The organism is Rothia sp. ND6WE1A (genome assembly GCF_001683935.1).
GTDB classification, from domain to species: domain Bacteria; phylum Actinomycetota; class Actinomycetes; order Actinomycetales; family Micrococcaceae; genus Rothia; species Rothia amarae.
Window position 1 is genome coordinate 1 of the sequence record NZ_LXTU01000051.1, and the last position, 24,762, is coordinate 24,762.

Consider the following 24,762-nt stretch of genomic DNA (forward strand, 5'->3'; position numbering starts at 1 on the left):
CATCACCTACCGCTCAGGCGAAGCCCCCACCGACTTCTTCGCCGTCAAAGCAGACGTCCGCGATTCCGCATCCATCGACGCCGCCTACAAAGAAATCGAAGCAAAATTCGGCCCCGTCGAAATACTCGTAGCCAACGCAGGCATCACCAAAGACATGCTCCTCATGCGCATGAAAGAAACAGACTTCACCGACGTCATCGACACCAATCTCACAGGAGCCTTCCGCGTCATCCAACGCGCCACCAAAGGAATGCTCAAACTAAAACGAGGCCGCATCATCCTCATCTCCTCCGTCGTCGGACTCTACGGCAGCCCCGGCCAAGTCAACTACTCCTCCTCCAAAGCAGCACTCGTCGGCATGGCACGCTCCATCACCCGCGAACTCGGCGCTCGCAACATCACCGCCAACGTGGTAGCCCCCGGTTTCATCAACACCGAAATGACCGCAGTACTGCCCGAAGAAACCCAGGCAAAGTACAAAGAATCCATCCCCGCCGGTAGATTCGCAGAACCCGAAGAAATCGCCAACGTCGTCACATGGCTCGCCAGCGACCAAGCGGCGTATATCTCCGGCGCTGTCATCCCCGTCGACGGCGGCCTCGGCATGGGCCACTAACTCAGAGCCCTCCTACAATAATCCCCATCTCAACGCAAAGGAAAAACATGTCAGAACTACATGGCAAAACAATCATCATCACCGGCTCATCTCGTGGCGTTGGCGCAGACACAGCACAAATTCTCGCTGAACAGGGTGCAAACATCGTCATTAACTACCGTTCCAAAGCACCCCGCGCAGAAAAGATTGTTGCAGCAATCGAAGAAAAGGGCGGCAAAGCAATTGCCGTCGGTGCAGATATCACCAATGAAGACGACGCCCGCAACCTCGTAGACACCGCCGTCCAAGAATTCGGGGGAGTCGACTACCTCATCCTCAACGCCTCAGGCGGCATGGAAAAAGGAATGGTCGAAGATTACGCGATGATTCTCAACCGCGACTCCCAGCTACGCTTAGCACGCCTGACTGCAGAACACATGCCAGAGGGGTCCCGCATCGTTTTCGTCACGAGCCATCAAGCACACTTCATTCGCGAAGTGGAAACCATGGAGGAATACACCCCCGTCGCGCTTTCTAAGCGCGCTGGTGAAGATGCGCTCCTCGAAGAAATCCCGGCTCTGCAAGAAAAAGGCATCTCTCTGGTCGTTATCTCAGCAGACATGATTGAAGGCACCGTTACCGCCTCGCTCCTCAACCGCCTCCACCCCGGCGCTCTTGAAGCACGCCGCGAAGAAGCGGGCAAACTCTACACCGTCAACGAATTCGCTCACGAAGTCGCAAAGATGGTAACCGCCGATGTCGAAACCGGCCACACCGAACTCGTCGGCGGCGGAACCGGCTTCATCAAATAAACAAATCACCGCAGACAAAAGGGGCTGTCCACACCACCGTGTGTACAGCCCCTTTGCGTTTAATGCAGGAGTGAAAACCCAACGAGCCTCTGCTGACGCTACAGCCCCAAAAAATGACGAACCGCGTCCAGCCGATACACATTCACCTGCGCATCAGCGACCTCCCGCAGAGCCGGCTTAGCATTAAACGCAATACCAAATGCAGCCTCGCCCAGCATCAGTTCATCATTGGCACCGTCACCAACCGCCACCACATGCTGTTTCGAAACACCGGACTCCTTCGCCCACTCCTTCAACGCAGCACGTTTAGCATCAGCATCGATAACCTCACCAGCCAACTTTCCAGTCAACACACCATCAGAAATCTCCAACCGATTCGCCCGCGCAAAATCCAAATCAATCCGCTCAGCCAACGGACGCAAAATCTCAATAAACCCACCAGAAACAGCACCCACTACATGCCCCCGATTATGCAAAGCACGCACCAGCACAAAAGCACCAGCAGTAAACGTCAACGAATCGGCCACTTCAGAAAGTAACGACTCAGGCTGACCCTCCAAAACTGCCACACGATCTCGCAATGATCTCTCAAAATCAATCTCACCACGCATCGCAGCATCAGTAATAGCCGCCACCGCATCACCCCGACCGGCCCCAGCAGCTAACTGATCAATAACTTCCTGAGACACCAACGTTGAATCAACATCTAACAACACCAATAACTTCTCACCCGAAGTAATCGCTTCAGGAACAACAGCAAAATCGAGCCCAGCAGTCTCCGTCACCGGCAAAGAACGCAAATGATCCCGCAAGCTCTCCACCGAACCGCTGTAAGACGCAGAAGCCACATACGCCGAATACCCGGCGCTCTCAACTTCGCCCTCCACAGCAGATTCAGGAACAACCAACCCCATTCCCGCCTCAACCTCAAGACCATCAATACCACTCAATGCAGCATACAAAAGCTCCTCATCAACAACTGCATGAATCGAACCATTGGAAACGCCAACCAAGCTAAATTTCTTTGTCATAGCCACAGTCTACTGACAACCACCTCACAACACACCCACCGCATTTTCCACCCGCACCTTCACACCGCTAAAGTTAGATGCATGACCTCAGTACTAGAATTTAGCCAAGTCACCGTCACCCGCGGCACACAAAACCTCATCCATAACATCAATTGGACCGTCAACGACGGCGAACGGTGGGTCATCCTCGGCCCCAACGGCGCCGGAAAATCAACCCTCCTCTCCATTGCGGGCGCGCGTTTGCACCCCACGCGCGGCACCGTAGATATTCTGGACGAAATTCTGGGGGCAGTAGACGTCTTTGAACTCCGCCCCCGTATCGGTCTAACTTCCGCTGCTATTGCCCACACCATCCCTGAGCACGAGAAGGTCCAGGATGTCATTGTTACTGCAGCTTACGGAATTTCCGGCCGTTGGAATGAAGAATATGACGGCTTTGATACTGAGCGCGCTAACGAACTGCTAGCTGCCTGGGGCATCCAAGATCTTGCCCAGCGTACTTTCGGTAGCCTCTCCGACGGCGAGAAAAAGCGCACTCTCATCGCTCGCGCTCTGATGACCGACCCTGAACTCCTCTTGTTAGACGAGCCCGCCGCAGGCATGGACATCGCTGGTCGCGAAGATCTGGTTACCCGTCTCACCGACCTTGCACAAGATACCACGGCACCTGCGATCGTCCTTATTTCCCACCACCTCGAAGAAATTCCTCCGGGATTCACCCACGCGCTGCTATTGCGCAACGGCGAAGCGGTGGCTTCCGGCCCTATCCCAGAAACCATCACTGCAGAGAACCTGGAAAAAACGTACGGTATGGCTTTCGACCTCTCCTCAACTCCTCATGGTCGCTTCACGGCCTTCGCCCGCAACGCTCAATAAGATTCTGAAAATCAGCACTCGTGTCTAAAAAACAACTCTCTGCAGAAGATCTTGTGGAGCGCTCACAGCGTATTCAGAACATTCCTTCTGTCATGCCCCTTGATGAGATGCCTGAAGAAACCACCCGGTATTTTCAGCAGCTTACCGACGTCAAACTCCGGTCCTTGCGCGAACCCCAATGGGGTATTTACATCGCCGAATCTTCCAAAGTTATTCGACGGGCGCTAGATACTGGTCACACACCCCATGCCTTTCTCATGAGCGAGAAATGGGCAGATGACCTTTCGGATGTTTTGTACGCTCACCCGAACACTCCCGCTTATGTGGGTTCCGAAGATGAATTGGAGCGGGTTACCGGTTTTCACCTTCATCGAGGGGCGCTGGCAGCGATGATTCGCCCGGAACCGGTCTCGGTCAAGGGTTTGGTGCAGAACGCGCGGCGTGTAGCTATCTTGGAAGATATTGTGGATCACACCAATGTGGGGGCTATTTTTCGCTCGGCAGCAGCATTGAACGTTGATGCAGTTTTGGTGACCCCGCGCTGCGCTGATCCTTTGTATCGTCGTTCTATTCGAGTTTCGATGGGTACTGTCTTTCAAGTGCCTTGGGCACGAATGGGGCAGTGGCCGGACGCATTGGATATTCTCCACGAGCAAGGGTTTACGACCGCCGCATTAGCTCTGGAAGAAGATTCGCTAACTCTGACGGACTTAGCCCGACGGCACCCCGAGCGTCTTGCGTTGGTCTTGGGTACTGAGGGGCACGGTCTGCACCCACGTACTTTGCAGAAAACTTCCCACACCGTCATGATTCCTATGTCCAACGGTGTTGATTCGCTGAATGTTGCCGCTGCTTCGGCGGTAGCTTTCTGGGAGACTCGTCCTGAGTCAGCATGATTTTGGTGATATTCACGGTCAAATCGTGCTGGGGGAGTACGAGCGGTGTTATTGTAGAGAGCTGGTTAGTTTAACCGGCACATTCAATGAGATAACATCTCAACCCGTTTCAAAAGTTCCTGGCAAAATCCAGGGATAGAAGAAGGTATTACTATGAAGTCAGAAATCCATCCTGATTACCACGCGGTACTATTCCGCGACCTTGCATCAGGCAAGACCATCCTCACCAAGTCCACCATGACCTCAAATAAGACTGAGACTTGGGAAGACGGCAACGAGTACCCCCTCGTCGAGGTTGAAATTTCCTCCGAGTCACACCCGTTCTACACCGGTAAGCAGCGCATCATGGACTCTGCTGGTCGCGTGGAGCGCTTCAACGCTCGTTTCAAGAACTTCGGTAAGTCCGCTTAAGTTTCTTTCTAACCTTGAGTTAGAGCTACACCCCACACCCGTGAAACATCACAGGTTGTGGGGTGTTTTATATCTAAGCCACTACAATAGGGGACAAAGGGCGTCGTGCCCCAGTCCGCTTCATTGGTTTAACGTACAAGGGAATTTCACTATGTCTCATACCGGTTCAGAGGCAACCGCACCCCGCAAAAAACGGGGGAAACTTATAGCTGGCATCATCCTGGCGATTGTGTTGCTTCTAGGTATTGGTGGATGCGCCTATATCGCATCCATCGGAGCTGCTTGGAACAATGGCACAGAGAAATTCTCTGGTAGCGAGTTCCCGTCTGATGACGGGAATGCCGCGAAAGTGGATGAATTCACCAAAAAGGTTCAGGCTGATAAAGATGCTCTTTCTAAAGACGCCACCGTTACAAACGACGCCGGAAAAAACAACGCTACCGAGAACGACAAAAACGGTAATGGCATTGCGGACAGCGTTGAAAACGGCAAAGTGACCGCGCGTCCTGCAGAAACGGGTGCTACCGATATTCTGTTGCTAGGCAGCGACTCGCGTGCCGGTTCTGCCGAGGCAGCTACTGTGAGCGGACAGCGCGCCGATACCATCATGCTATTGCACGTACCCAAAGACGGCTCAGGTGCATATCTCATTTCGATTATGCGCGATACCTGGGTGAATATTCCTGGGTACGGTTCTGCAAAGATTAATGCCGGACTCAACTACGGCGGTCTTGACCTTCAGGTAGCCACCATTGAACAGCTCTTGGGTACTCGAATCGATCATATCGCCGAAATTGATTTCGCCGGATTTAAGGGTCTCACAGATGAGCTGGGTGGCGTGACCGTGCAGGTTCCGTTGAACTTCCAAACCGATGACTACACCTTTACCCAGGGTCCTATGCACTTGAACGGCGATCAGGCTCTTCAATTCGTTCGTCAGCGCTATCAGTTTAGCGACGGCGATTACCAGCGCGTCCGTAACCAGCGAATCTATATGAATGGGTTGCTTGATACCATCAAGAGCAAGGGCGCCTTCGAAAATGCAACTCAGTTCAAGTCAATGGTTGAAACTATTTCTCCCTATGTCACGGTCGATTCCGGTTTATCGGCCGGTGAAATCGCCAAGATTGCGGCTCCCTATATTGGCAGCGGAGGAGTAAATCTTCATATGATGACTCTTCCCAACGCTGGCACAGGCTGGTCAGCAGATGGTCAGTCCATCGTGGTGCTAGACCAAGCAGCTACCTCTGATCTCAGCCAATCCCTTACCAACGGTACGATGAGCGATTACATTTCTCGTTACGGCGAAGACTAACGATGAAGTAACTCAGAATTTCTGAGTGCTCATAGAGGAAAGGGGCTGTTCACATCAGTGAACAGCCCCTTTCGTGTATGGGATATCTGACAGTTACTGGTCAGAGGTAGCCTCCATAGGGGGTCGCCCCATGAAAAGACCGAGGAAAACAATGGAAGCTCCTAGCACTATTGCCAAGATGCCCAACATCGGTTCTGCGAAGACCACGAACACACCGCCGATCAGGATGAGCGCCCCTACAATGCCCAGGAGTAAGGCAATACGACGATTGGGGTTTTCTACACCAGCGCCGCTCTTCACCTCCACTGAACCGGAGCTATCAGAGGCTGTGCCTCCTCCTACTGAGAACGATCCCACCAAACCGCGTTTTTTCTTTGATAGATTCTGGCGATTTAGTTCACCCTCTGTTGGTTCGTATGACTCCGGAACCTCAAAATTTTCGGTTTCAGGCAGAAGCTCAGGGACATTGTTGGGCAATTCTTCGAACCATTCGGCAGGAAGTTCTGAGGCTCTAACCGCTTGAACGGTCAGCGAAAGTTCAAAGGCATTGCCTCGGATAGTTCCCCAAGCACTGGTGAGCTTGTTGCGCTCAAACGCATAGCGAATCACGGGGGCAAGTTGCTCAGACATCTGGGTGCTTAGCCTGCCCACTTTCTTGCGATCGTGGAAGACTTCGACAGAATTAATAAAACTGCCATCAGGCTGACGAAGTGCGTTGACTTCTAGAGAGAGGATAACCCGGCCTTCGCCGCTGGGCGGCAAAATGCTGTGAAGGTACTCCGCGTAATCCTTCTCATCCAGGACCTTCATAGATGGACCTTGCGGGAGCAAAGTAGCCTGCGTGGGTGCCTGATTCAAGGGAAAGAGTGAATGGGCAGGGCTGAGAGATAGTAGCCCCTCGCTCTCTATGAAGCTTTCTCCGTCGCGTCGTCGCAGGACGGCAGAAAGTTGCAGGTGCGCGATAGCGTCGTAACCTGATGCCACGACTCGAGTAATGGGTTTCCAGTACTCGGCAGAATCGGCAGGGGAGAGACGTCCTATTTTGATGTCGTCTATATAGACGGCAATGCTATTGGGTTCATAAGGATTGTTAGGTTCAGGAACAAGTCGTGCTTCACCGTTCCACACCTTTTCTCGATCAATTTGGAGCTCCTCAAAGACCTGAAGAATCTCGGCATCGTAGTAATCATCGGTAATAACCCTGAGGGTTCCGCGATCTCCGAGTGAGTAATCGGTCAAGGCGTGCTCCTTCTTTTCATCGCATTTTCTCAAGTTATAGCTTCTCACGAAAAAGCCGGTTTGACAGTGCTTATTATGTCAAACCGGCTCTTATCTTTACTTTTTCTCAGAGAGCTCTCAGAGTAAGTAAGGAATATGAATCAAATAATGCTCTACCCCTGATTGAAATGCTGACCACGCAGGGCTCGCTGTGCGTCATCGAGGAGTTCGAGCAGCAGACGGCGGAGGGCAGAAGGTGCTTGAGGATGTTTATCGAGCCATTCTTTGGTCTGCCTTACGACAGGATTATTGTCCCCCTTTCCGTCGGCAATGTTGACCTGGGGGTAAAGGCCTAGGATCACACGCGATGCCATTCCAATGGATTTTTCCTGCCAGGTATTCAGTAGGGCATCGAAATATTGCAGGTCTAGTCCTTCCCTCAAAGTGGAAGAGCCGTGTTGGAAACCACGTGCTGTAGCGGTGAGAATATCGTTAGACAGCTCTGAGTCAGTAAGGACGCGATGAAACGCATTCACTTTGTTCTCCCGCTGGGGAAGGGAAGCACTAGCCTCCGCGTATCCTCGGTCTCCGAGGGCGCTGGCTGTGTGGGCTTGAGCTTGCTGCAGGATATCTTCGGTGGTTTCGTTAAGGCATGCAAGTGCCTTGAGTGCAGACCATCCAAGGGTGGGATTCAGATGCATGCCTGGGAATCTATCGGTTTCTGCTGTGGAGCCAACAACTGCACCCGGGGCGAATAGTTCGGCAACCTCTTTCCCCTCAAGAGTATGGGCTGCTACCGAAAGAATGGCGCGGATTAGAATGAGCTGCTGGTCGCTTCCTGGTTCCGCAGAGGCACTTGCCTTCTTGAGAGCTGCTAGGAGCGAATCCCACAGGGGTAAACGTTGTTCAGCGGGAACGTAGTGTGCAATTGCTGTTTGCGCCTGGGAGGTAATGCTGGTCAGCAGGGTGGCTGATTTTTCTTGAGCCAAGCTATTCTCGACGGCGACGAGGAACTCGTGAACTTCTAGTTCGGCATCGCGCACCTGGTTCCAGAGGCTACCCCAGATGAGCCCACGGGACAGAGAATCTGAGACAGTCGAGACATATTGGAGGGCGGTTGCCCGCCCATTCTCTGGGCTGACAACTACTTTTGCGTAGGTGAGATCTTCTGTGTTCAGCAAAATGGCATCGGCTTCAGTAACAGAAAGTTTCTGGCTCTCCGAGAGCGGTACAGTCACGAGCGAATGGTCGCCAGCAGGGATTTCCAGCGGTATGGTGTCAGTGAGTTCTAGCTTGGAGTCCTGGAGCTTGAAGGTGCCAATATTGAGCTGGTGGGGGCGTCCTATGCTAGGGGACACGGCTGCAGGTAGTTGCTGCTCCACCTCAAGTTTGAGGAGGTTTCCTGCTTTGTCGTATCGTCGATGCGCGTAGAGCTTCGATAGACCTTTGGTCTGCAACCAGGCTGATGCCCAGGTAATGACGTCTCGTTCAGAAACTTCATCGAGCACGGTGAGGAAATCATTCAGAGTGGTGTTGCCACCGGCAAAGCGTTTGAAATAAAGACGGGCGGCTTGGATGAAAGTTTCAAAACCTACGTAGGCAACAAGCTGTTTGAGAGCTGATGAACCCTTGGCGTAGGTAATACCGTCAAAATTCTGTTTTGCAGCTTCAAGATGGGGAATTTCAGCCACGATGGGGTGGGTTGTCGGCATCTGGTCTTGAGTATAAGCCCATGCCTTACGACTGTTGGCGAAGGTTACCCATGCCTCGTCGAACTGCCCTGCTTGTTTTGATCCCAGAGTTCCCATGAACTCGGCAAACGACTCTTTCAGCCAAAGATCATTCCACCATTTCATCGTGACGAGGTCACCAAACCACATATGGCTCATTTCGTGGCAAATGACGTTCGCACGCGCCTCTAACTGGGCTTCAGTCGCCCCGGATTCAAACAGATAGCTCTCGGTAAATGTAACCATGCCGGGGTTTTCCATTGCGCCCAAGTTATATTCCGGCACAAATGCCTGCTCGTATTTGGGGTAAGGGTAGGGATAATCAAAGAGGTCCTGGAAGAAGTCGAGACCTGCTTTGGTAACGCTGAAAATGTCGTCAGAGTCAAAGTGCTCTTTAAGGGAGTGGCGGCAGTACGCCACTAGTGGCATCGCCCCCGAATTGATTGCGGATTGAGGCTCGTATCGGTCCGTTGCTACAAAGTATTCACCCGCCAAAATAGTGGTGATATACGTCGAGATTCGCTCTGTTGACTTGAAGACTCGTTTTGTAATCGAGCTATCAGAAGGATCCTCAACGGTGCGTTCTAACTCGGCGTTGGAGCTGACCACCCAATTTTTAGGGGCGGTAATGCGGAAATTGAAAACTGCTTTGAGGTCTGGCTGTTCAAAGTTCGGAAAGACGCGGCGAGCATCGGCTGGTTCGTACTGGGTATAGAGATAGGTGCGCTGGTCGCTGGGGTCGATGAACCGGTGCATTCCCTCGCCAGAACGGGAAAAATAAGATCTGCCGTGAATGGTTAATATATTTTCTTTAGCCAAATTCTTGAGGATGATGCGTGAGCCTTCAACAACGTCGTTGACGTTGAGATGCCGACCATTGAGTTTTACTGAATCGACAGAGTGGTGGATGTAGTCGATGAACGTTGACCCACCTTTCTTGGCCGCGAATTTCACGGTGGTAACCGTGGGGTAGGAGTCGAACGTCGTATCGGACGCGTAGGTAAGGTCGACGTGCACATCGTAGGTATCGACGGTGAGGAGGTTTGCTCGCTCACTGGCTTCTTGCTGAGTAAGATTTTCATTGTTCACAGAAATAATGTAGCAACAGATACATCTGGACTATAAATAGGTGGGGCTTCTTTGTGAAGGCGACCTTACATGAAGTTGTGGTGCGAAACACTCCAAAAGAGGTCGCCTCGATTTGCGTCCCTTCAGATACCCGTGTAAATTATTACCTGTTGCCAAGAGAGGTTTGAAAAAACTTATCTAAAACATCACCTGCGCGGGTGGCGGAATAGGCAGACGCGCTAGCTTGAGGTGCTAGTCCTCATATATCGAGGGTGGGGGTTCAAGTCCCCCTCCGCGCACAAAGTACATATAAAAAAGAGCTCCACAGAATGTGGGGCTCTTTTCTTGTTGATATCTTCTGGTGATAAGAGGAGCCCCGTACTTTCAAGTACGGGGCTCACACTTTATTTTGAATTTAATATCTCTTAGAAGATGAAGGAGAGAGCAAAAACCCAGATGCACATGATGGCCAACAGTGCCAAGCTGTATTTGATGGCCGCATTTGTAATCTTTGCCTCCTCTCCCGCCATGTTAACCGATGCCGCAGCGATTGCAATCGACTGGGGCGAAACCATCTTCGCCACGACACCACCAGCGGTATTGGCAGCAACAAGGAGGTTCGGGCTTGCACCAATCTGCTGTGCCGTCGTTGCCTGTAGAGCAGCGAAGAGGGTGTTGTTATTGACTACCGAACCGGTTACAAACACGCCAATCCAGCCGATGACGGGGGAGAGGAAGGGGAATATGAATCCAGTCTTTGCCACCGCCAACGCAATGGATGAGCTCATGCCGCCAAAGTTCATAACGTTAGCAACTGCCATCACCAAGCAAATCATGACTACAGGCTTCCACAGCTGCAAGATAGCGCCCTTGAATTCTTCACCAGCTTCTTTCCATGAAATGTTAGAAACAACGATAGTGAGTAAAACAGCAAGCAAAATAGCTGTACCTGAAGCGCTGATAATGGACCAGGTGTAAACGGCTGTCATTGGTTTAGGAGTCTGAACAATGGGGGCAACCTGCTCAATTTTCTGGTGCAATGCTGGCATCTGAATCTTGATATTGCTCCATGCCAATAGACCTTTTTCGCCCCATAGAGCTTTCACTGCAGGAACGGACCACAAAAGAATGAATCCAGAGAGAATTAAGAAGGGGCTCCATGCCTTGAGGATTTCACTAGCCTTGAACGAAGTGTTTGATTCGTGTTCCAAAGCAGGTGCATTTTCCTCGCGGTAGATATAGGAAGGTTGCCATTTCATGCAGATAAGAGCAAGAATTACTAACCCAACCAGCGGAGGAACAATATCGACGAGTTCAGGACCGACTGTAGTGAGAATAAGAGCTTGCAGACCAGAAACGACGATACCTATGACGAGCGCTACCCAGCCAACCTGGCGAACTCCTCGTAAGCCGTCTTGTACAAGAACAATGAGCAGCGGAATAAAGACGCTGATAATTTGCAAGACCGGCACCATTTCCGCGTTAAGAGCTGAAGGGTCTACGCCACCTTGTTTAGCGCCAACTATTACAGGGATACCGATTGCACCGTAAGCACCGGACGCTACGTTGGCAATCAAAGAGTAGAGGGACGCTTTAATCGGGTTGAAACCCAAGGTGACGAGTAGTGCGGCACAGATAGCAATCGGAATACCGAATCCAGCAGCGCCTTCAAGGAAGCCGCCGAAGCAAAAAGCAATGAGCAAAACCTGAAGTCGTTGATCTGCGGAGATAGCGGAGATCGATCCCTTAATTACGGTAAAATTCCCGGCTCGAACAGTGATTCTGTAAAGCCACACAGCCATCAAAACAATCCAGCCGATGGGCCACAGGCCGTTTAGAACGCCGTACCCCGAGGCGGAAAGAGACGCCGCAAGAGGCATGTGGAACACAAAGACGGCTAGAACAACAGTTGTTATGAGAGAAACTATTGCTGCGTTGAGGCCGGACCATTTGAGGACGGTCAGCCCCAAGAGGAAAATAATAATCGGAATAGCCGCGACCAGTGCGGAAAGATAGGGAGAGCCCAGAGGATCATAGACCTGCTGCCACATGTGTGAGATTCCTTTTCAAGAGGTTTTGGTCTGAGAGGAAAAATATCGTCAAACCTGAGTGTACAGATAGAAATTTCCCCCTTGCTCTCTAGAAAAATAATGAACTCAGCTACGGAAGTAATTAGAGTCAATCTACACTAAAGCTACATTTCAACGGATTTATGTAGCTAACCTATTTCATGCTAAAGACATGAAGCTGCCGTCCGTTTAAAAAGTGTGATGAGCTTTATATGGCGGAATAATTAACATTTAGAAACATTTATAATGTGATGTAAAACAAAGTGTCAATTTGGCTTTATGTGGTTTTCCGGGATTTTCCAACGGAATGACCTGCGTGAATAGTTGTTCAACCGCACCGAAGCGCACAGATAACAACATGAAATCCCAAATCCCTTCTCTAGAAGGTGTTTAATGGGTTTAACCCGTTAGTTACCCCTCGAGGAAGGCGTTGAAATGACAACCGCTCCGAAAAACGGCAGGAAGCTCGGCATTCTAGGTGCAGGCGGCGTTGGTTCTGCAACTGCGTATGCAGCAATGCTTCGTGGAACTGCAGATGAAATCGTCATCTACGATATCGCTACTGAGCGAGCTATCGCTGAAGCTCTGGATATTTCACACGGTTCGATGTTCGCCCATGAAGCCACCGTCATTGGTGGATCGGACGTAGAGCTTTTGCGCGATTGCGATTTGATTATCGTTACCGCAGGTGCTCGCCAGCAACCTGGTCAGCCCCGTCTTGAGCTGGCCGCAGCGAACGTCCGAATCTTTGAATCAATGCTCCCTCCCATCATGGAAGTGGCTCCCAATGCCACTTTGATGATTGTTACTAACCCCTGTGATGTTCTGGCGGTAGTAGCCCAAAAAATTACAGGACTTCCCACTGAGCGTTGCTTTGCATCAGGTACTGTTCTTGACTCTTCCCGCCTACGCTGGCTCATCGCCGATCGCGCAGATGTTTCCATGCGTTCAGTTCACGCAAACATTATCGGTGAACATGGCGATTCTGAGTTCCCCGTATGGACAGCCGCCAACATTGGTATGGTCCCCATCGATGAGTGGACCAAGGGCGGTGAAATCATTTTCACCCCTGAGGTCAAGGAAGAACTTGCACTCGAAGCTATGCAGGCAGCCTACCGCATCATTGAGGGCAAGGGATCTACAAATTACGCAATTGGTATTTCTGCAGCTCGAATTGCAGAAGCAATTCTTAAAGGTCAGCGCGCAGTGCTACCTGTCTCAACTCAAATCAATGGTCGCTATGGCATTGAGGGCGATGCAGCTCTTTCCTTGCCCTCCATCGTTTCTTATGGGGGAGTCGAACAGGTTCTTGAGATCCCACTGGGCGACGAGGAAATCGAAAAACTGCAGAAATCAGCTGCAGCTATCAATAACTCGTTGAAGCAAATTGGTTTCTAACCAATACTCACGATTGAGTAACTACACTCAAGCTCAATAAGCAAGAGGCAAAGAAAATATAAACGGTGGTGAAGATATTTCTTCGCCACCGTTTTGCATATGAGATTAGATATCTATCACCTAAATAAATGAGACTGTCTTGTGCACGCGGATGACCCGACGGCGCAACCAGAAGCGACGTCGTCCACCATAAAGAATGACTGAACGCGCAAGTTCCCAGCGCCCATACTCTGAATGTTCCATCACACGAGCACGTGCTTCTTTCACGCTCTCATGCGGTTCTACAGTGATAGTAAGGTATTCAAACCTCTGATCTTTACCTGCAATACGAACATTTGCGAAGCCCACCTCTTGTTCTCGCAAATTTTCCTCCCAAATACTTTTGCTGATGCGAAATCCGCGATAACGTCTAAGGTATGAGTAACGAATCTCGAGCTGCGCTAGCAGCATTAACCAATGCTCTTGAAGAGCATCTTACCGCTATCGTCAACCGTCGGGGTGAACACGATCCCGCTATTGATAATGCTTATGTAGCAGTCGCTAACGCCTTCGAGAGATATGAAGAGACCCTCTTCGACGATTATGAAGAAGTAACCCCGCTTGAAGTTTTCTTGGATGAAGAAGACGAGGACTTTGAGGATGACTTCGATGAAGAGGACGACATCGAGTTTGAGGAAGACGACAACTTAGAACAGTAAGCTGCTGAGAGGTATTCTATCCTCTAAAATTCCTAGAGATGCAACACAGTGGTGTAAATCAATCACTGTGTTGTTGCTTTAACCGGTAAAGTTTCGTGGGTGGAATGGATACAAGCAATTATTTTGGGCCTGGTGCAAGGCCTCACCGAGTTCTTACCGATTTCGTCCTCAGGACATATTCGAATCGTAAGTCAGTTCTTACCCGATACCGCCGACCCTGGCGCAGCATTTACTGCGATTACTCAGCTGGGTACGGAAACTGCAGTTTTGGTATTTTTCTGGCGCGATATCGTTCGGATTCTTAAGAACTGGTTTGGTTCGCTCACCGGGCGGGTTGATAAAAAAGACCCCGACGCACGGATGGGCTGGTTCATTATTATCGGTTCCTTGCCCATCGGTATTTTGGGTCTACTATTGGAAAATGCAATCGATACTACTTTCCGCTCTATGTGGATTGTGGCAACTATGCTGATTGTTTTCGGTATTTTCCTGGCTATTGCAGACCGCATTGGTAAGGAACAGCGTGAACTTCAGGATTTGACCGTAAAACACGGTATTATCTACGGATTTGCACAGGCTCTCGCGCTGATCCCCGGCGTATCTCGCTCCGGCGGTACCATTACCGCGGGCTTGCTGATGGGCTATACCCGTGAAGCAGCTGCTCGTTATTCTTTCTTGCTGGCATTGCCCGCTGTGTTCGCTTCTGGTCTTTACAAGTTTGCAGATAGCCTGTCTGAAGGATTCACTGGATATTATGGTCTTGGTTCAACTCTGGTTGCTACCTTGGTCGCGTTCGTGGTCGGTTACTTCATTATTGGATGGTTCCTGAAGTTCGTATCAAACAATAGCTACTCAATCTTTGTTTGGTACCGCATTGCATTGGGCATCTTGCTCTATGTGCTGTTGGGCTTCGGCATCCTTGCACCTAACAGCTAAAACTTCCCATACTCGCTCTTCTCATTAGAGGGGAGCGAGTATTGTTTTACCTGTAAATAGTTTTTCGAAAGGATTTTGATGCGCGCGTGGAAGTCTGCTGAAGTACCTCAGCTCCCTGGCAAAGCTCCCCAGCCTAAGTTATATGATTCGGCAGCTCAGAAGATTGTTGAGCTTGAAGCGGAGGACACCGCAAGCCTCTATGTTTGCGGAATTACCCCTTATGACGCTACTCATATGGGGCATGCTTCCACTTACGTAGCATTCGATATGCTCAACCGCGCCTGGAAAGACGCAGGCAGCGACGTCGTCTATGTGCAGAATGTGACTGACGTTGACGACCCTTTGCTGGAGCGCGCAGAGGCTACCGGTGTTGATTGGCGAGACTTGGCCGAGGAACAGACTGACCTTTTCCGTGCTGATATGGAGGCTCTCAACGTTATTGCCCCCGATCATTACATGGGCGCGGTGGAGACTATTCCCTTGGTCGTAGAAGCTGTCGAGACTCTGCTTGAACGAGGAATTGCCTACCGTGTTGAAGGGTTTGAAAAGGACGGCGTTCAGCAACCTGCCGGTGATGTCTACTTCGACGTCAACCGCGCGGCTGAAATCAATGCAGAGGATCCTGAGCACTGGGTCTTGGGTCAGATTTGTAATCTAGACCGGGACGCCATGTACCCCATCTTTGCAGAACGCGGTGGAGACCCCCAACGTCCAGGTAAGCGCGACCCCTTTGATCCGCTTCTATGGCGGGTTGAGCGCGATGGTGAGCCCTCGTGGGGCGGGCGTTCGCTCGGCAAGGGGCGCCCCGGCTGGCATATTGAGTGCACCACGATTGCGCAAAAGTATTTGCCGGCGCCCTTTTCAGTTCAAGCGGGTGGTTCGGATCTTCAGTTCCCTCACCACGACATGGGAGCGGGCCACGCCTATGCTCTCACAGGTAAACCCATGGCGCGCCATTATGCACATACCGGCATGGTAGGGCTCGACGGCGAAAAGATGAGTAAGTCTTTGGGCAACCTTGTGTTGGTGTCCAAGCTACGTGCGCAGGGAGTTGACCCCAGTGCTATCCGCCTTGCAATTCTGGCGAATCACTACCGTGATGATTGGTTCTGGACAGACGATATTCTAGAAAAAGCCAAGACTCGCTTGGAAGTATATCGGCAGGCTATCGGTTTAGCGTCAGCCGAAACGGATGAAGCTGCGGAAGCTACGCTCAAAACCGTACGAAAGTTCCTGGCCGATGATTTGAATACCCTGGATGCTCTCTCAGCGCTTGATGATTGGGCTCTGTCCACCCTCAAGAATGGTCGCGGTGGCGGTGCGAAACTCATCACTGACCTGTTGAACGCGCGCTTGGGCGTTATCCTTTAACGCGAACTGCTTATCAAAGGAGGGGGACCGAAAAATCGGTTCCTCTCCTTTGCGATTACGGCTAAAGCATTAACCGTCTCGTCTTTTAAGAAAGCGCTCGAATTCGGCCGCTATATCTTCACCCGACATATTTTCCAGAGATGAATTTTCTTGATCGGATTCAAGCTGCTTGACGTAAGCGGCGAGTTCGGGTTCTTCTTCCATGAGTTCTGCTGCACCGCGTTCCCACGCATGTGTTTCTTCTTCAATGGTGCGCAGGGGAATTGCTAGTGAAAAGAGTGATTCTATGCCGCGAAGCAGTTCCAATGTGGCTTTGGGGTGCGGTGGGTGCCCAGCATAGTGAGGAATCGAAACCCAGAGCGAAAGATCTGAGATTCCATATTGACGAGCAGTATGAGCCAGTACACCAATGATGCCCGTGGGGCCGGTGTAGGACTGCTGATGAACCCTATCGTTCTCTCGCAGTGTCGGGGAATAGCTAGTGACGTTGACCGGAAATACTTGAGTGTGGGGCACTTCGGCTAGCAAAGCGCCCAGCAAGACGATGTGGTCGACGCCAAACTCGCGCGCTGCGCCCATTAAGGCAGCCACAAATGTATGCCATTTGAGCTGTGGTTCAGGACCTGTCACTGTGATGAAATGTATGCGGCGACTCTCGTCCGTCCAACGATGCATAGAAATTGACGGCCAGGTGATTTGACCGGTTCCGTCGTCCTGCGAAATGAGGAGGGGACGGTTAGTGGTGAAGTCATAGAAATCTTCGCTTTCAAAACCAGAAAGTTCCTGTGCAGAATATATTCTTTCCAGGTAGGTCAGGGTTTCTGTTGCTGCCGAGCCGGCGTCATTCCAACCTTCAAATGCGCACAGCATTACCGTGGTGTACCCCGAATCATCAGAGGAGGACTGGGAAAAAAGGTTTTCTGGAAAATGATTAGCAAAAGACACCAGACCATTCTAGTGGTGATTTTTGAATTCCACAGCCCCTCAGAGCATGTTGGGGAGAACAAAACCTGTAATCTGGGAGGAAATAGAAAAGGGAGATATGGAAAAAAGCCTGGGTCTAAAAATTATGAAGGTGCGTGGGGTACCTGTTTATCTAAAGCCTTCGTGGTTTGTGCTGATGCTGGTGGTGAGCCTTGGATACGGGCTCTTCTTGCAGAGTCTTTCTTCCTCCAGCGGTCTCCGCCCCTTTATCATCTCCTCCGTGCTGGCTATCCTGGTGGCGCTAGGAGTATTGATTCACGAGGTAGCGCACGCTGTGGTGGGGCTTGCTCGGGGTCAAAAAGTTCTCTATATTTCGCTGACCCTGTGGGGCGGTGTCACCAAATTGACACCTGGAACAGCAGTTTCTTCATTCTTAGTTTCTATGGCAGGCCCGCTGGTAAACCTGCTTTTTGCAGGTTTGTTGTGGCTGATCGCGGGCTTGTTAGGGCCTTCCGCCTGGGGACTGGGTTTCCTGCTGGCAGCACAAGCAAACTTCTTTATCTCTCTTTTCAATCTTGTTCCTGCCTATCCGCTCGACGGCGGACATGCATTGGAAGCGTTGATTACCCACTTCACGAGACTGCGTTCTCAGGGCGTGAAGTACACGGCATGGGTCACGCTGATGATTATTCCTATCTTCATCGCAGCATTCATTTACTTCGGATTGACATCAAGCATGGTAAATCTAGCCATCTTAGTGATGGTGTGTAGCTACCTCTGGTCAGCCGGTTTTCCTGCCCTTACCTCGGTTGGAAACCAGAGTTCGTCGTCAGACCGGTTGCGGGTAGAAAATATTTGCCAATCGGCAGTGTTTGTTCAAGAAAATGAGCAAATTGTGGATGTCGCATCTGGGTGGGACGGGCACTCCTCCTTGCTGGTAGGTTCTCCCGAAAATTCGTCATCGTGGGTTCCTGCCGAGGCACTACGGTCGGCTATTTCGTCGGGGCAGCTCAACGAACCTATTGCACAGCTAGCGGTACCTCTGGGGGTAGGAATTTCCCTCAGCGGGACAAGGCTAGATACTCTGGATTACTTCAATGGAGCTGTTTTCTCAGCTCAGCAAGACTATTACATCCGCGGGGAAGTTCCTCTGGCCTATCCCGTAGTAGATCGTCACAGAATTGTTGGTTTGCTGATTCACCGCACCATAGCGCAGGCTCTCTATGAAGAATCTTCATATTTGCGCCGTACATATCCCGCAGGAAACTAACAGTGTTAGGTCAAGCTCACTCCAGAAGATAGCCGGTGTGTCAGGCTTCTTTTCTGCAAGAATAGACAGTAACTCTTACTTATAGCTCTTTTCAGGAGAACTTTTCACCGATGCAGAATTACACACCCACCGGCAGCATCAATCGTCGGGGACCTTTCCGTATAGGGGAGCGAGTGCAGCTCACCGACGAACGTGGCAAAATTTCAACAATCACGCTGGCTGCTGGCGGGGAGTACCATTCCCATCGGGGATACTTCAAACATGATGAATTGATTGGTGCCCCTGAAGGCACGGTCATCGAGAATTCAGAAGGTCTGAAAATTCAGACAATGCGCCCTCTTTACCGGGACTTTGTTCTGTCGATGCCTCGTGGCGCAGCCGTTGTTTATCCCAAAGACGCCGGTCAGATTGTAACCATGGCGGATATTTTCCCAGGCGCGCGTGTCATCGAGGCCGGCGTCGGTTCGGGCGCGCTCTCAATTTCGCTATTGCGAGCTATCGGTGATTTCGGGCATCTGCGTTCCTTCGAACGACGTGAAGAGTTTGCAGAAATTGCGCGAGGAAATGTAGAAACCATGTTTGGCGGACCGCACCCCGCATGGGAAATCACTTTGGGCGATCTTGCAGAAACCTTGGGCGATGTCGAAGAACCTGCCTCTGTGGATCGCGCCGTCTTAGATATGCTCGCCCCCTGGGAGTGCATCGACGCCGTGGCAACAGCACTTGCCCCCGGCGGCGTGATCATTTGTTATGTAGCCACCGTGACCCAGCTTTCCCGTACCGCTGAAGCTTTACGCGCTGACGGACGTTTCACCGAGCCAGAATCCCACGAAACGATGGTTCGGGGATGGCATGTGGAAGGTCTTGCCGTACGCCCAGACCACCGCATGGTAGCCCACACTGGCTTCCTGATTACTGCTCGAAGACTGGCCGACGGTGCCGTCCGCCTGGCTCCCAAGCGCCGCGCGTCGAAAACCGAATTTTCTGAAGAAGACATGAATGCCTGGTCGCCCGCGGCTCTGGGCGAGCGCAATGTGTCTGATCGCAAACTACGCCGAGCAGCCAAAGATGCGCTAAACCTTGCGGAGAAATCAGCTATTTCAACAGAGGCAGCCCACGAGAGCGAATAGGCGCTACCCGCGAAGATCGTGAAGAACGAGGAGGAGAACATGTCAGAGCAAGCTGAGAAGAATGTTTCTGCGCAGGATTTTGAACGTATTTTGCGCCAGTTGAATGTAGCGAATGAGGGTCGGAGAAATCTCGACCGTCAATTGCGTGTAGCTAGCGAGCGCAATCAGAAACTGGTGACTGCGTTAGCCAAGACTAAAGCTGAAATTGAGAATCTCAGACTTGCTCTTTCCCAGGAAGTTACTCCTCCGCTCAACACGGCGACAGTACTTGAAGTACATACCGGGGGTATGACCTATGACGACTTGGCGGAGGGAAAAACTCCTGCTGAGTTGGAAGAATACCTCGATGTTATGCTCTCTGGTCGGCGCGTGCGCATTACTTGCTCACCGCTGTTGAAAATTGGGCAGGTGAAACCGGGTATGACCGTTCTGCTGAATGATCAGACTCAAGCCGTTTTGAGCTTAGGCTTTGAATCCTTGGGTGAGGTTGTGACTATCCGAGAAATTTTGGATGATTCCCGCGCTGTGGTTGATATGCCTAATCAGGCAAAAAGCGTGGTGCGTATTTCAGAGAATCTGAACGCTTCATCGCTTACCCTGGGTGACACCGTTACCTATGATTCAAGGATTGGGATGATTACCGGTCTTGTACCGGCGAACGATGCCCAAGAGCTGGTACTGGAAAAAGTTCCCGACATCAGTTATGCCAATATCGGTGGACTGAGTACTCAAATTGGCCAGATTCAAGACGCCGTTGAGCTGCCATTTTTGCACCCTGAGATTTTTCGCGTCTACAATCTCACCCCGCCCAAAGGTATTTTGTTGTACGGCCCTCCCGGCAACGGTAAGACTCTCATTGCTAAAGCTGTGGCGAACTCACTGGCGACTCGTATAGAGGCCTTGCATCCGGGGCAGAAGCGCACGGGATACTTTTTGAATATTAAGGGTCCCGAGCTATTGGACAAGTACGTGGGGGAGACGGAACGGCAGATTCGCGATATCTTTGCCGCTGCGCGTCAAAAGGCTGAAGAAGGAAACCCCGTGGTGGTTTTCTTCGATGAGATGGAATCTCTTTTCCGCACGCGCGGTAGCAGACGAAGCTCCGACGTGGAGACCACCATCGTGCCGCAGTTGCTATCAGAAATCGATGGTGTGGAAGCACTTGATAATGTCATCGTCATTGGTGCAACGAACCGGGAAGATATGATTGATCCTGCTGTCTTAAGACCGGGACGTTTGGACATCAAGATTCGGGTCAATCGACCAGATCGGCTGGGGACCGAAGAGATATTCGGCTTGTATCTCAACGAGTCTTTGCCTTTACATTCGTCCGTGATTGACTGCTTTGGCTCGTCTCAGGCAGCTGTTGCAGCAATGAATCATGAAATCACTGAGGCACTCTTTGCTACCACTGACGAAAACCGCTATGTGCAGGTGGAATTCTCCCACGGCACTTTCCAGTGGCTTTATCGGGGAGATTTTCTCTCTGGTGCGGTGATTCGTAATATCGTGGATGCCGCCAAAAAATTTGCCATCAAAGATCAGCTGGATAGCGGGGAACCAGGTATCCGTTTTGAGCACTTGCAGGAAGCAGTCCGAGCCGAGTTTGAAGACCAAGTTGAGGTACCTCAGATGGCTGAAGTGGAGGACGTCCTGGCAAGCAAAAATATCCGTCAGCCCATAGCCAATATTTTGCCGGTTTCCAACAAATTCTCCGGTGAAAGGGGACGTGCATAATGAGCGTTCGTCGCATTATGGGAGCAGAGACTGAGTTTGGCGTACTAGCGCCCGGCAACCTTTCGGCGAATCCTACTGTACTTTCAGCTCAGGTAGTGAGCACCTATGATTCGCTGTTTCACGCAGAATTGCAGGCACATTCAACCGCTGAATGGGGATATTCCTCGGAGTCTCCGCTGAGCGATTCACGAGGCACTGAGATCCCTGAAAAAGATGCTCATGTGACTCAGCTCACCCACCAGGCTAATGTTCTCACCAGTGAGCAAATCGCTGCTGAGGCACTGCAGGATTCAGGGTTGTATGCGGAACGGTTGAATTGGGATGCGGTCACTATGAACTCCATCCTGCCCAACGGAGCTCGACTCTACGTAGACCACGCTCACCCCGAGTATTCTTCACCTGAGGTCGCCTCACCGATGGACGCCGTTAAATGGGACGCCGCCGGTGATTGGATTGCTGCTCAGGTAGTCCAACGTTCGGCAGACTCGCCGGTGCTAGAGACTATCAACCTTTACAAAAACAACACGGACTCCAAGGGGCAGTCGTACGGTAGCCACGAGAACTACCAAATGAGCAGGGACACTGATTTCGACGACGTCATCCAGGGACTTCTTCCCTTTTTTGCCACTCGCATCATTATGACCGGAGCAGGCCGCGTAGGTATCGGCACGAAGGGCGAAACTGCTGGGTTCCAAATTTCTCAGCGCGCCGACTTCTTTGAGCGCGAAGTGGGGCTGGAGACTACCATCCGTCGTCCTCTTATCAATACCCGAGATGAGCCCCATGCAGATTCTGAGCGATTCCGCCGTCTACACGTGATTACCGGGGATGCCAACCTTTCCCATGTTTCGAATCTTCTCAAATTCGGTACTACGTCTTTGGTTCTTGCCCTCATCGAGAAGGGGGTGGCACCTCATATTGTGTTGGCTGATCCTGTTCATGCCATGCATACGGTGAGCCACGATTTAACTCTGTCCGAAAAAATAGCTCTCAGCAGCGGGGGAGAGGTAACCGCTCTTCAGATTCAGAGAGAGTACTTGGAGGCGGCAGAAGAATATTTCTCGGGTGTCGATGAAGAAACCGATCAGGTTATCTCGCTGTGGAATGAAGTCCTCGATGCCTTGGAAACCAACCTCTTCTCCCTCGCCAATCGTCTGGACTGGGTGGCTAAATATTCTTTGATGCGTCAGTACGTGGCCCAGGGTATCGGATGGGACAACCCTAAGCTTGCGGCTTTGGACATCCAATATTCAGACATCAGACCTCAAAAAGGCCTGTACTTTAAACTGGTTGAACTAGGCAGGATGCAGATTCTCTTCTCCCCTGAAGAAATAGCCGACGCCGCGCGTCATGCACCGGAGAATACTCGCGCCTATTTGCGCGGTGAGTTCATCAAGCGCTGGCCCGAGGAGCTAATCAGCGTGAATTGGGATACCGTTGTAGCGCGTAACCAATTGCAGACGGAAGTTCACCGTCTCACCATGGATAATCCGTCGGCGTTTACTGCGGAGCAGACGCAGCAAGTACTCAACAGTCCCACGGCGGTTGAGGTCATTGAGTCCCTTAACAACGTACAGAAGGAGAAATAATTATGAAGCGCGAACAAATTCAGCAACAGCACCTGCAGCAAAACGCTACGGACCAGGACGAGATTTCGATTGCTCAACAAAATTCTGAGGTCAATCAAGAACTATTGGGTGAAACAGATGATTTACTCGCAGAAATCGATGGCTTGCTTGAAGAGAATGCAGAAGATTTCGTGAAGGGTTTTGTGCAAAAAGGCGGTCAATAAACTGCTCCCTAGTTCCCAGGCAACCGAAAGAGATTATGAGCTGTGAAAAAGAGAATTTTTGGTATTGAAACTGAATTTGGTATTACCTACGTGCCCTCTTCATTAGGTCCGATTGGTCCTGAAGAAGCAGCTCGTATCTTATTCAAGCCCGTGGTGGAGTCATGGCGTTCAACAAACGTTTTTCTCCCCAACGGTTCCCGCCTGTACCTGGATGTCGGGTCTCACCCCGAATACGCCACCGCTGAATCGGCAACATTACGTGATCTCATTGCCCAAGATAAGGCGGGGGAGCTACTTTTTGCGGATTTACTGAACCAAGCCCAAGACAGCATCGAAGCGGAGGGCAAAGAGGGAACTTTCTACCTGTTTAAAAATAATGTTGATTCAGCGGGGAACTCATTCGGATCCCACGAGAATTACATGCTTGAACGGCGAGTGGAATTTTCAAAGCTCGTCCGTTCCCTCATCCCTTTTTTGATTACTCGCCAGATCATGGTGGGAGCAGGTAAAACGCATCCGCACGGCCCCGAAGCATGGAGACCTCTCACCGGGCAGGATAAAAAACACGGTACGCCAAGTTTCTCATTTTCCCAAAGGGCGGATTACATCTGGGAGGACGCCTCTACTGCAACTACTCGCTCTCGTCCACTTATCAATACCCGCGATGAGCCACACGCCGACCCCAACCAATATCGCCGGATGCACGTCATCAACGGTGATTCCAATATGTCTGAGACAACCACCCTCCTAAAAATTGGCGCAACAGACATTATCCTTCGCATGCTGGAAGATCATTTTCCACTGGAAAACTTCGAAATAAAGGACACAGCGAATGCCCTGCGCACGGTGTCGCACGATCTCACAGGCACTACACGATTTGAGTTGGCAGATGGCTCCTACAAGAATGCTCTGGAGTTGCAACGCAACTATTTGCGAGCAGCTCAGAAGTATATAGCTGATGCAGGTGCACACCATGCAGATGTTCCTTATATTTTGGATTTATGGAACAGAGCTTTGATTGCGGTGGAAACACAGGACATTTCGGGTATCGATACCGAAATTGACTGGGCTATCAAGAAAAAACTTTTAGATTCTTATATAGCGCGTGGTGCTAAAGATTATGCGGATTCTCGAATCCAGCAACTAGATTTGGCTTATCACAGCATCGACCCTGACCGCGGCGTCTTTAACGTGCTACAAAAAGCAGGGCGTGCCCGTCGTGTGATTGACCCCGGTGCTGTTGAAAAAGCTACGTTGCAACCACCTGAAACTAGAGCGAAAATTCGAGGTAGTTTTATTCAGGCCGCACATAGGGCAGGAGAACCCACCACCGTTGACTGGGTACATTTAAGGCTCAACAACAAACCTCAATTGAACGCAGTATGTAAGGATCCGTTCGCTACCGAGGACTCGACGGTCAAGCAGTTAAATGATCTGCTGGGAGCTCAAAAAACGCAGGAATGGATGCCGCCTTTCATCTAAAGT

The 24,762-nt window shown here is 51.1% G+C and carries 22 protein-coding genes and 1 tRNA gene; 17 read left to right on the forward strand and 6 right to left on the reverse strand.

What is annotated here, in order from left to right; translation table 11 throughout:
- Both fabG and A7E48_RS06260 read left to right on the forward strand, forming a co-directional pair.
- On the forward strand, positions 1 to 616 hold a 616-nt coding region (fabG, locus tag A7E48_RS06255), incomplete at its 5' end, for a 3-oxoacyl-ACP reductase FabG (protein ID WP_068170967.1).
- A gap of 47 nt (positions 617 to 663) precedes the next feature.
- Positions 664 to 1,407, forward strand: a complete 744-nt coding sequence (locus A7E48_RS06260) for an SDR family oxidoreductase (RefSeq protein ID WP_068170971.1) — start codon at positions 664 to 666, stop codon at positions 1,405 to 1,407.
- A 98-nt stretch (positions 1,408 to 1,505) separates the two neighbouring features.
- On the opposite strand, the gene serB is transcribed toward A7E48_RS06260, so the two are convergent.
- On the reverse strand, positions 1,506 to 2,438 hold the full coding sequence (serB, locus tag A7E48_RS06265) for a phosphoserine phosphatase SerB (RefSeq protein WP_068171265.1): 933 nt from the start codon (positions 2,436 to 2,438) through the stop codon (positions 1,506 to 1,508).
- A gap of 81 nt (positions 2,439 to 2,519) precedes the next feature.
- Between serB and A7E48_RS06270 the strand changes: the two genes are divergently transcribed.
- The 4 genes from A7E48_RS06270 to A7E48_RS06285 all read left to right on the forward strand — a co-directional run bounded on the left by A7E48_RS06270 (position 2,520) and on the right by A7E48_RS06285 (position 5,936).
- A complete protein-coding gene (locus A7E48_RS06270; RefSeq protein ID WP_068170974.1) occupies positions 2,520 to 3,314 on the forward strand; it encodes an ABC transporter ATP-binding protein in 795 nt (264 codons plus the stop codon).
- Between the two features lie 92 nt (positions 3,315 to 3,406).
- Positions 3,407 to 4,210 (forward strand): RNA methyltransferase, encoded by an 804-nt coding sequence (locus A7E48_RS06275; RefSeq protein WP_198924131.1) that lies wholly within the window; start codon positions 3,407 to 3,409, stop codon positions 4,208 to 4,210.
- Positions 4,211 to 4,363: 153 nt separating this feature from the next.
- The gene (locus tag A7E48_RS06280; protein WP_068170978.1) at positions 4,364 to 4,621 is read left to right on the forward strand and encodes a type B 50S ribosomal protein L31; all 258 of its coding nucleotides are present in this window, start codon (positions 4,364 to 4,366) and stop codon (positions 4,619 to 4,621) included.
- 151 nt (positions 4,622 to 4,772) lie between these two features.
- Positions 4,773 to 5,936 (forward strand): LCP family protein, encoded by a 1,164-nt coding sequence (locus tag A7E48_RS06285; RefSeq protein WP_068170981.1) that lies wholly within the window; start codon positions 4,773 to 4,775, stop codon positions 5,934 to 5,936.
- A 93-nt stretch (positions 5,937 to 6,029) separates the two neighbouring features.
- On the opposite strand, the gene A7E48_RS06290 is transcribed toward A7E48_RS06285, so the two are convergent.
- Both A7E48_RS06290 and pepN read right to left on the reverse strand, forming a co-directional pair.
- Complete coding sequence (locus A7E48_RS06290) at positions 6,030 to 7,175, reverse strand: hypothetical protein (protein ID WP_068170983.1); 1,146 nt, start codon at positions 7,173 to 7,175, stop codon at positions 6,030 to 6,032.
- Between the two features lie 152 nt (positions 7,176 to 7,327).
- Entirely contained in the window at positions 7,328 to 9,973 is a 2,646-nt protein-coding gene (gene pepN, locus A7E48_RS06295) for an aminopeptidase N (protein WP_068170986.1), read from the reverse strand.
- Between the two features lie 191 nt (positions 9,974 to 10,164).
- Here pepN and A7E48_RS06300 point away from each other — a divergent pair.
- Positions 10,165 to 10,251, forward strand: a tRNA-Leu gene (locus A7E48_RS06300).
- Positions 10,252 to 10,377: 126 nt separating this feature from the next.
- Here A7E48_RS06300 and A7E48_RS06305 read toward each other — a convergent pair.
- The gene (locus A7E48_RS06305) at positions 10,378 to 12,003 is read right to left on the reverse strand and encodes an L-lactate permease (RefSeq protein ID WP_068170989.1); all 1,626 of its coding nucleotides are present in this window, start codon (positions 12,001 to 12,003) and stop codon (positions 10,378 to 10,380) included.
- A gap of 453 nt (positions 12,004 to 12,456) precedes the next feature.
- Between A7E48_RS06305 and A7E48_RS06310 the strand changes: the two genes are divergently transcribed.
- Positions 12,457 to 13,419 carry an L-lactate dehydrogenase gene (locus tag A7E48_RS06310; RefSeq protein WP_068170992.1) on the forward strand — a complete coding sequence of 321 codons (963 nt, stop codon included), beginning with the start codon at positions 12,457 to 12,459 and terminating at the stop codon, positions 13,417 to 13,419.
- 120 nt (positions 13,420 to 13,539) lie between these two features.
- Here A7E48_RS06310 and A7E48_RS06315 read toward each other — a convergent pair whose 3' ends face one another.
- Positions 13,540 to 13,782: a DUF5703 family protein gene (locus tag A7E48_RS06315; RefSeq protein ID WP_068170994.1), complete on the reverse strand. Its 243-nt coding sequence runs from the start codon at positions 13,780 to 13,782 to the stop codon at positions 13,540 to 13,542.
- A 53-nt stretch (positions 13,783 to 13,835) separates the two neighbouring features.
- Between A7E48_RS06315 and A7E48_RS06320 the strand changes: the two genes are divergently transcribed.
- From A7E48_RS06320 to mshC, 3 genes are all read left to right on the forward strand, one after another.
- Positions 13,836 to 14,117, forward strand: coding sequence for a hypothetical protein (locus tag A7E48_RS06320; protein WP_068170997.1), 282 nt, complete (start codon positions 13,836 to 13,838; stop codon positions 14,115 to 14,117).
- A 99-nt stretch (positions 14,118 to 14,216) separates the two neighbouring features.
- Positions 14,217 to 15,053, forward strand: a complete 837-nt coding sequence (locus A7E48_RS06325; RefSeq protein ID WP_068171001.1) for an undecaprenyl-diphosphate phosphatase — start codon at positions 14,217 to 14,219, stop codon at positions 15,051 to 15,053.
- Between the two features lie 78 nt (positions 15,054 to 15,131).
- Positions 15,132 to 16,424, forward strand: coding sequence for a cysteine--1-D-myo-inosityl 2-amino-2-deoxy-alpha-D-glucopyranoside ligase (mshC, locus tag A7E48_RS06330; protein ID WP_068171004.1), 1,293 nt, complete (start codon positions 15,132 to 15,134; stop codon positions 16,422 to 16,424).
- Between the two features lie 69 nt (positions 16,425 to 16,493).
- Here the strand turns inward: mshC and A7E48_RS06335 are convergent, their stop codons facing one another.
- A complete protein-coding gene (locus tag A7E48_RS06335) occupies positions 16,494 to 17,369 on the reverse strand; it encodes a PAC2 family protein (RefSeq protein ID WP_083147244.1) in 876 nt (291 codons plus the stop codon).
- A 97-nt stretch (positions 17,370 to 17,466) separates the two neighbouring features.
- On the opposite strand from A7E48_RS06335, the gene A7E48_RS06340 reads away from it, so the two are divergent.
- The 6 genes from A7E48_RS06340 to pafA all read left to right on the forward strand — a co-directional run bounded on the left by A7E48_RS06340 (position 17,467) and on the right by pafA (position 24,759).
- Positions 17,467 to 18,618, forward strand: a complete 1,152-nt coding sequence (locus tag A7E48_RS06340; protein WP_068171007.1) for a site-2 protease family protein — start codon at positions 17,467 to 17,469, stop codon at positions 18,616 to 18,618.
- Between the two features lie 110 nt (positions 18,619 to 18,728).
- Positions 18,729 to 19,748, forward strand: coding sequence for a tRNA (adenine-N1)-methyltransferase (locus A7E48_RS06345; RefSeq protein ID WP_068171010.1), 1,020 nt, complete (start codon positions 18,729 to 18,731; stop codon positions 19,746 to 19,748).
- Positions 19,749 to 19,787: 39 nt separating this feature from the next.
- Positions 19,788 to 21,485, forward strand: coding sequence for a proteasome ATPase (arc, locus tag A7E48_RS06350; protein WP_068171015.1), 1,698 nt, complete (start codon positions 19,788 to 19,790; stop codon positions 21,483 to 21,485).
- Positions 21,485 to 23,074: a depupylase/deamidase Dop gene (gene dop, locus A7E48_RS06355; RefSeq protein WP_068171018.1), complete on the forward strand. Its 1,590-nt coding sequence runs from the start codon at positions 21,485 to 21,487 to the stop codon at positions 23,072 to 23,074. The genes arc and dop overlap by 1 nt, the downstream gene beginning before the upstream one ends.
- A 2-nt stretch (positions 23,075 to 23,076) precedes the next feature.
- Positions 23,077 to 23,277 carry a ubiquitin-like protein Pup gene (locus A7E48_RS06360; protein ID WP_068171021.1) on the forward strand — a complete coding sequence of 67 codons (201 nt, stop codon included), beginning with the start codon at positions 23,077 to 23,079 and terminating at the stop codon, positions 23,275 to 23,277.
- A gap of 42 nt (positions 23,278 to 23,319) precedes the next feature.
- On the forward strand, positions 23,320 to 24,759 hold the full coding sequence (gene pafA, locus A7E48_RS06365) for a Pup--protein ligase (RefSeq protein WP_068171023.1): 1,440 nt from the start codon (positions 23,320 to 23,322) through the stop codon (positions 24,757 to 24,759).
- Positions 24,760 to 24,762 lie beyond the last annotated feature (3 nt).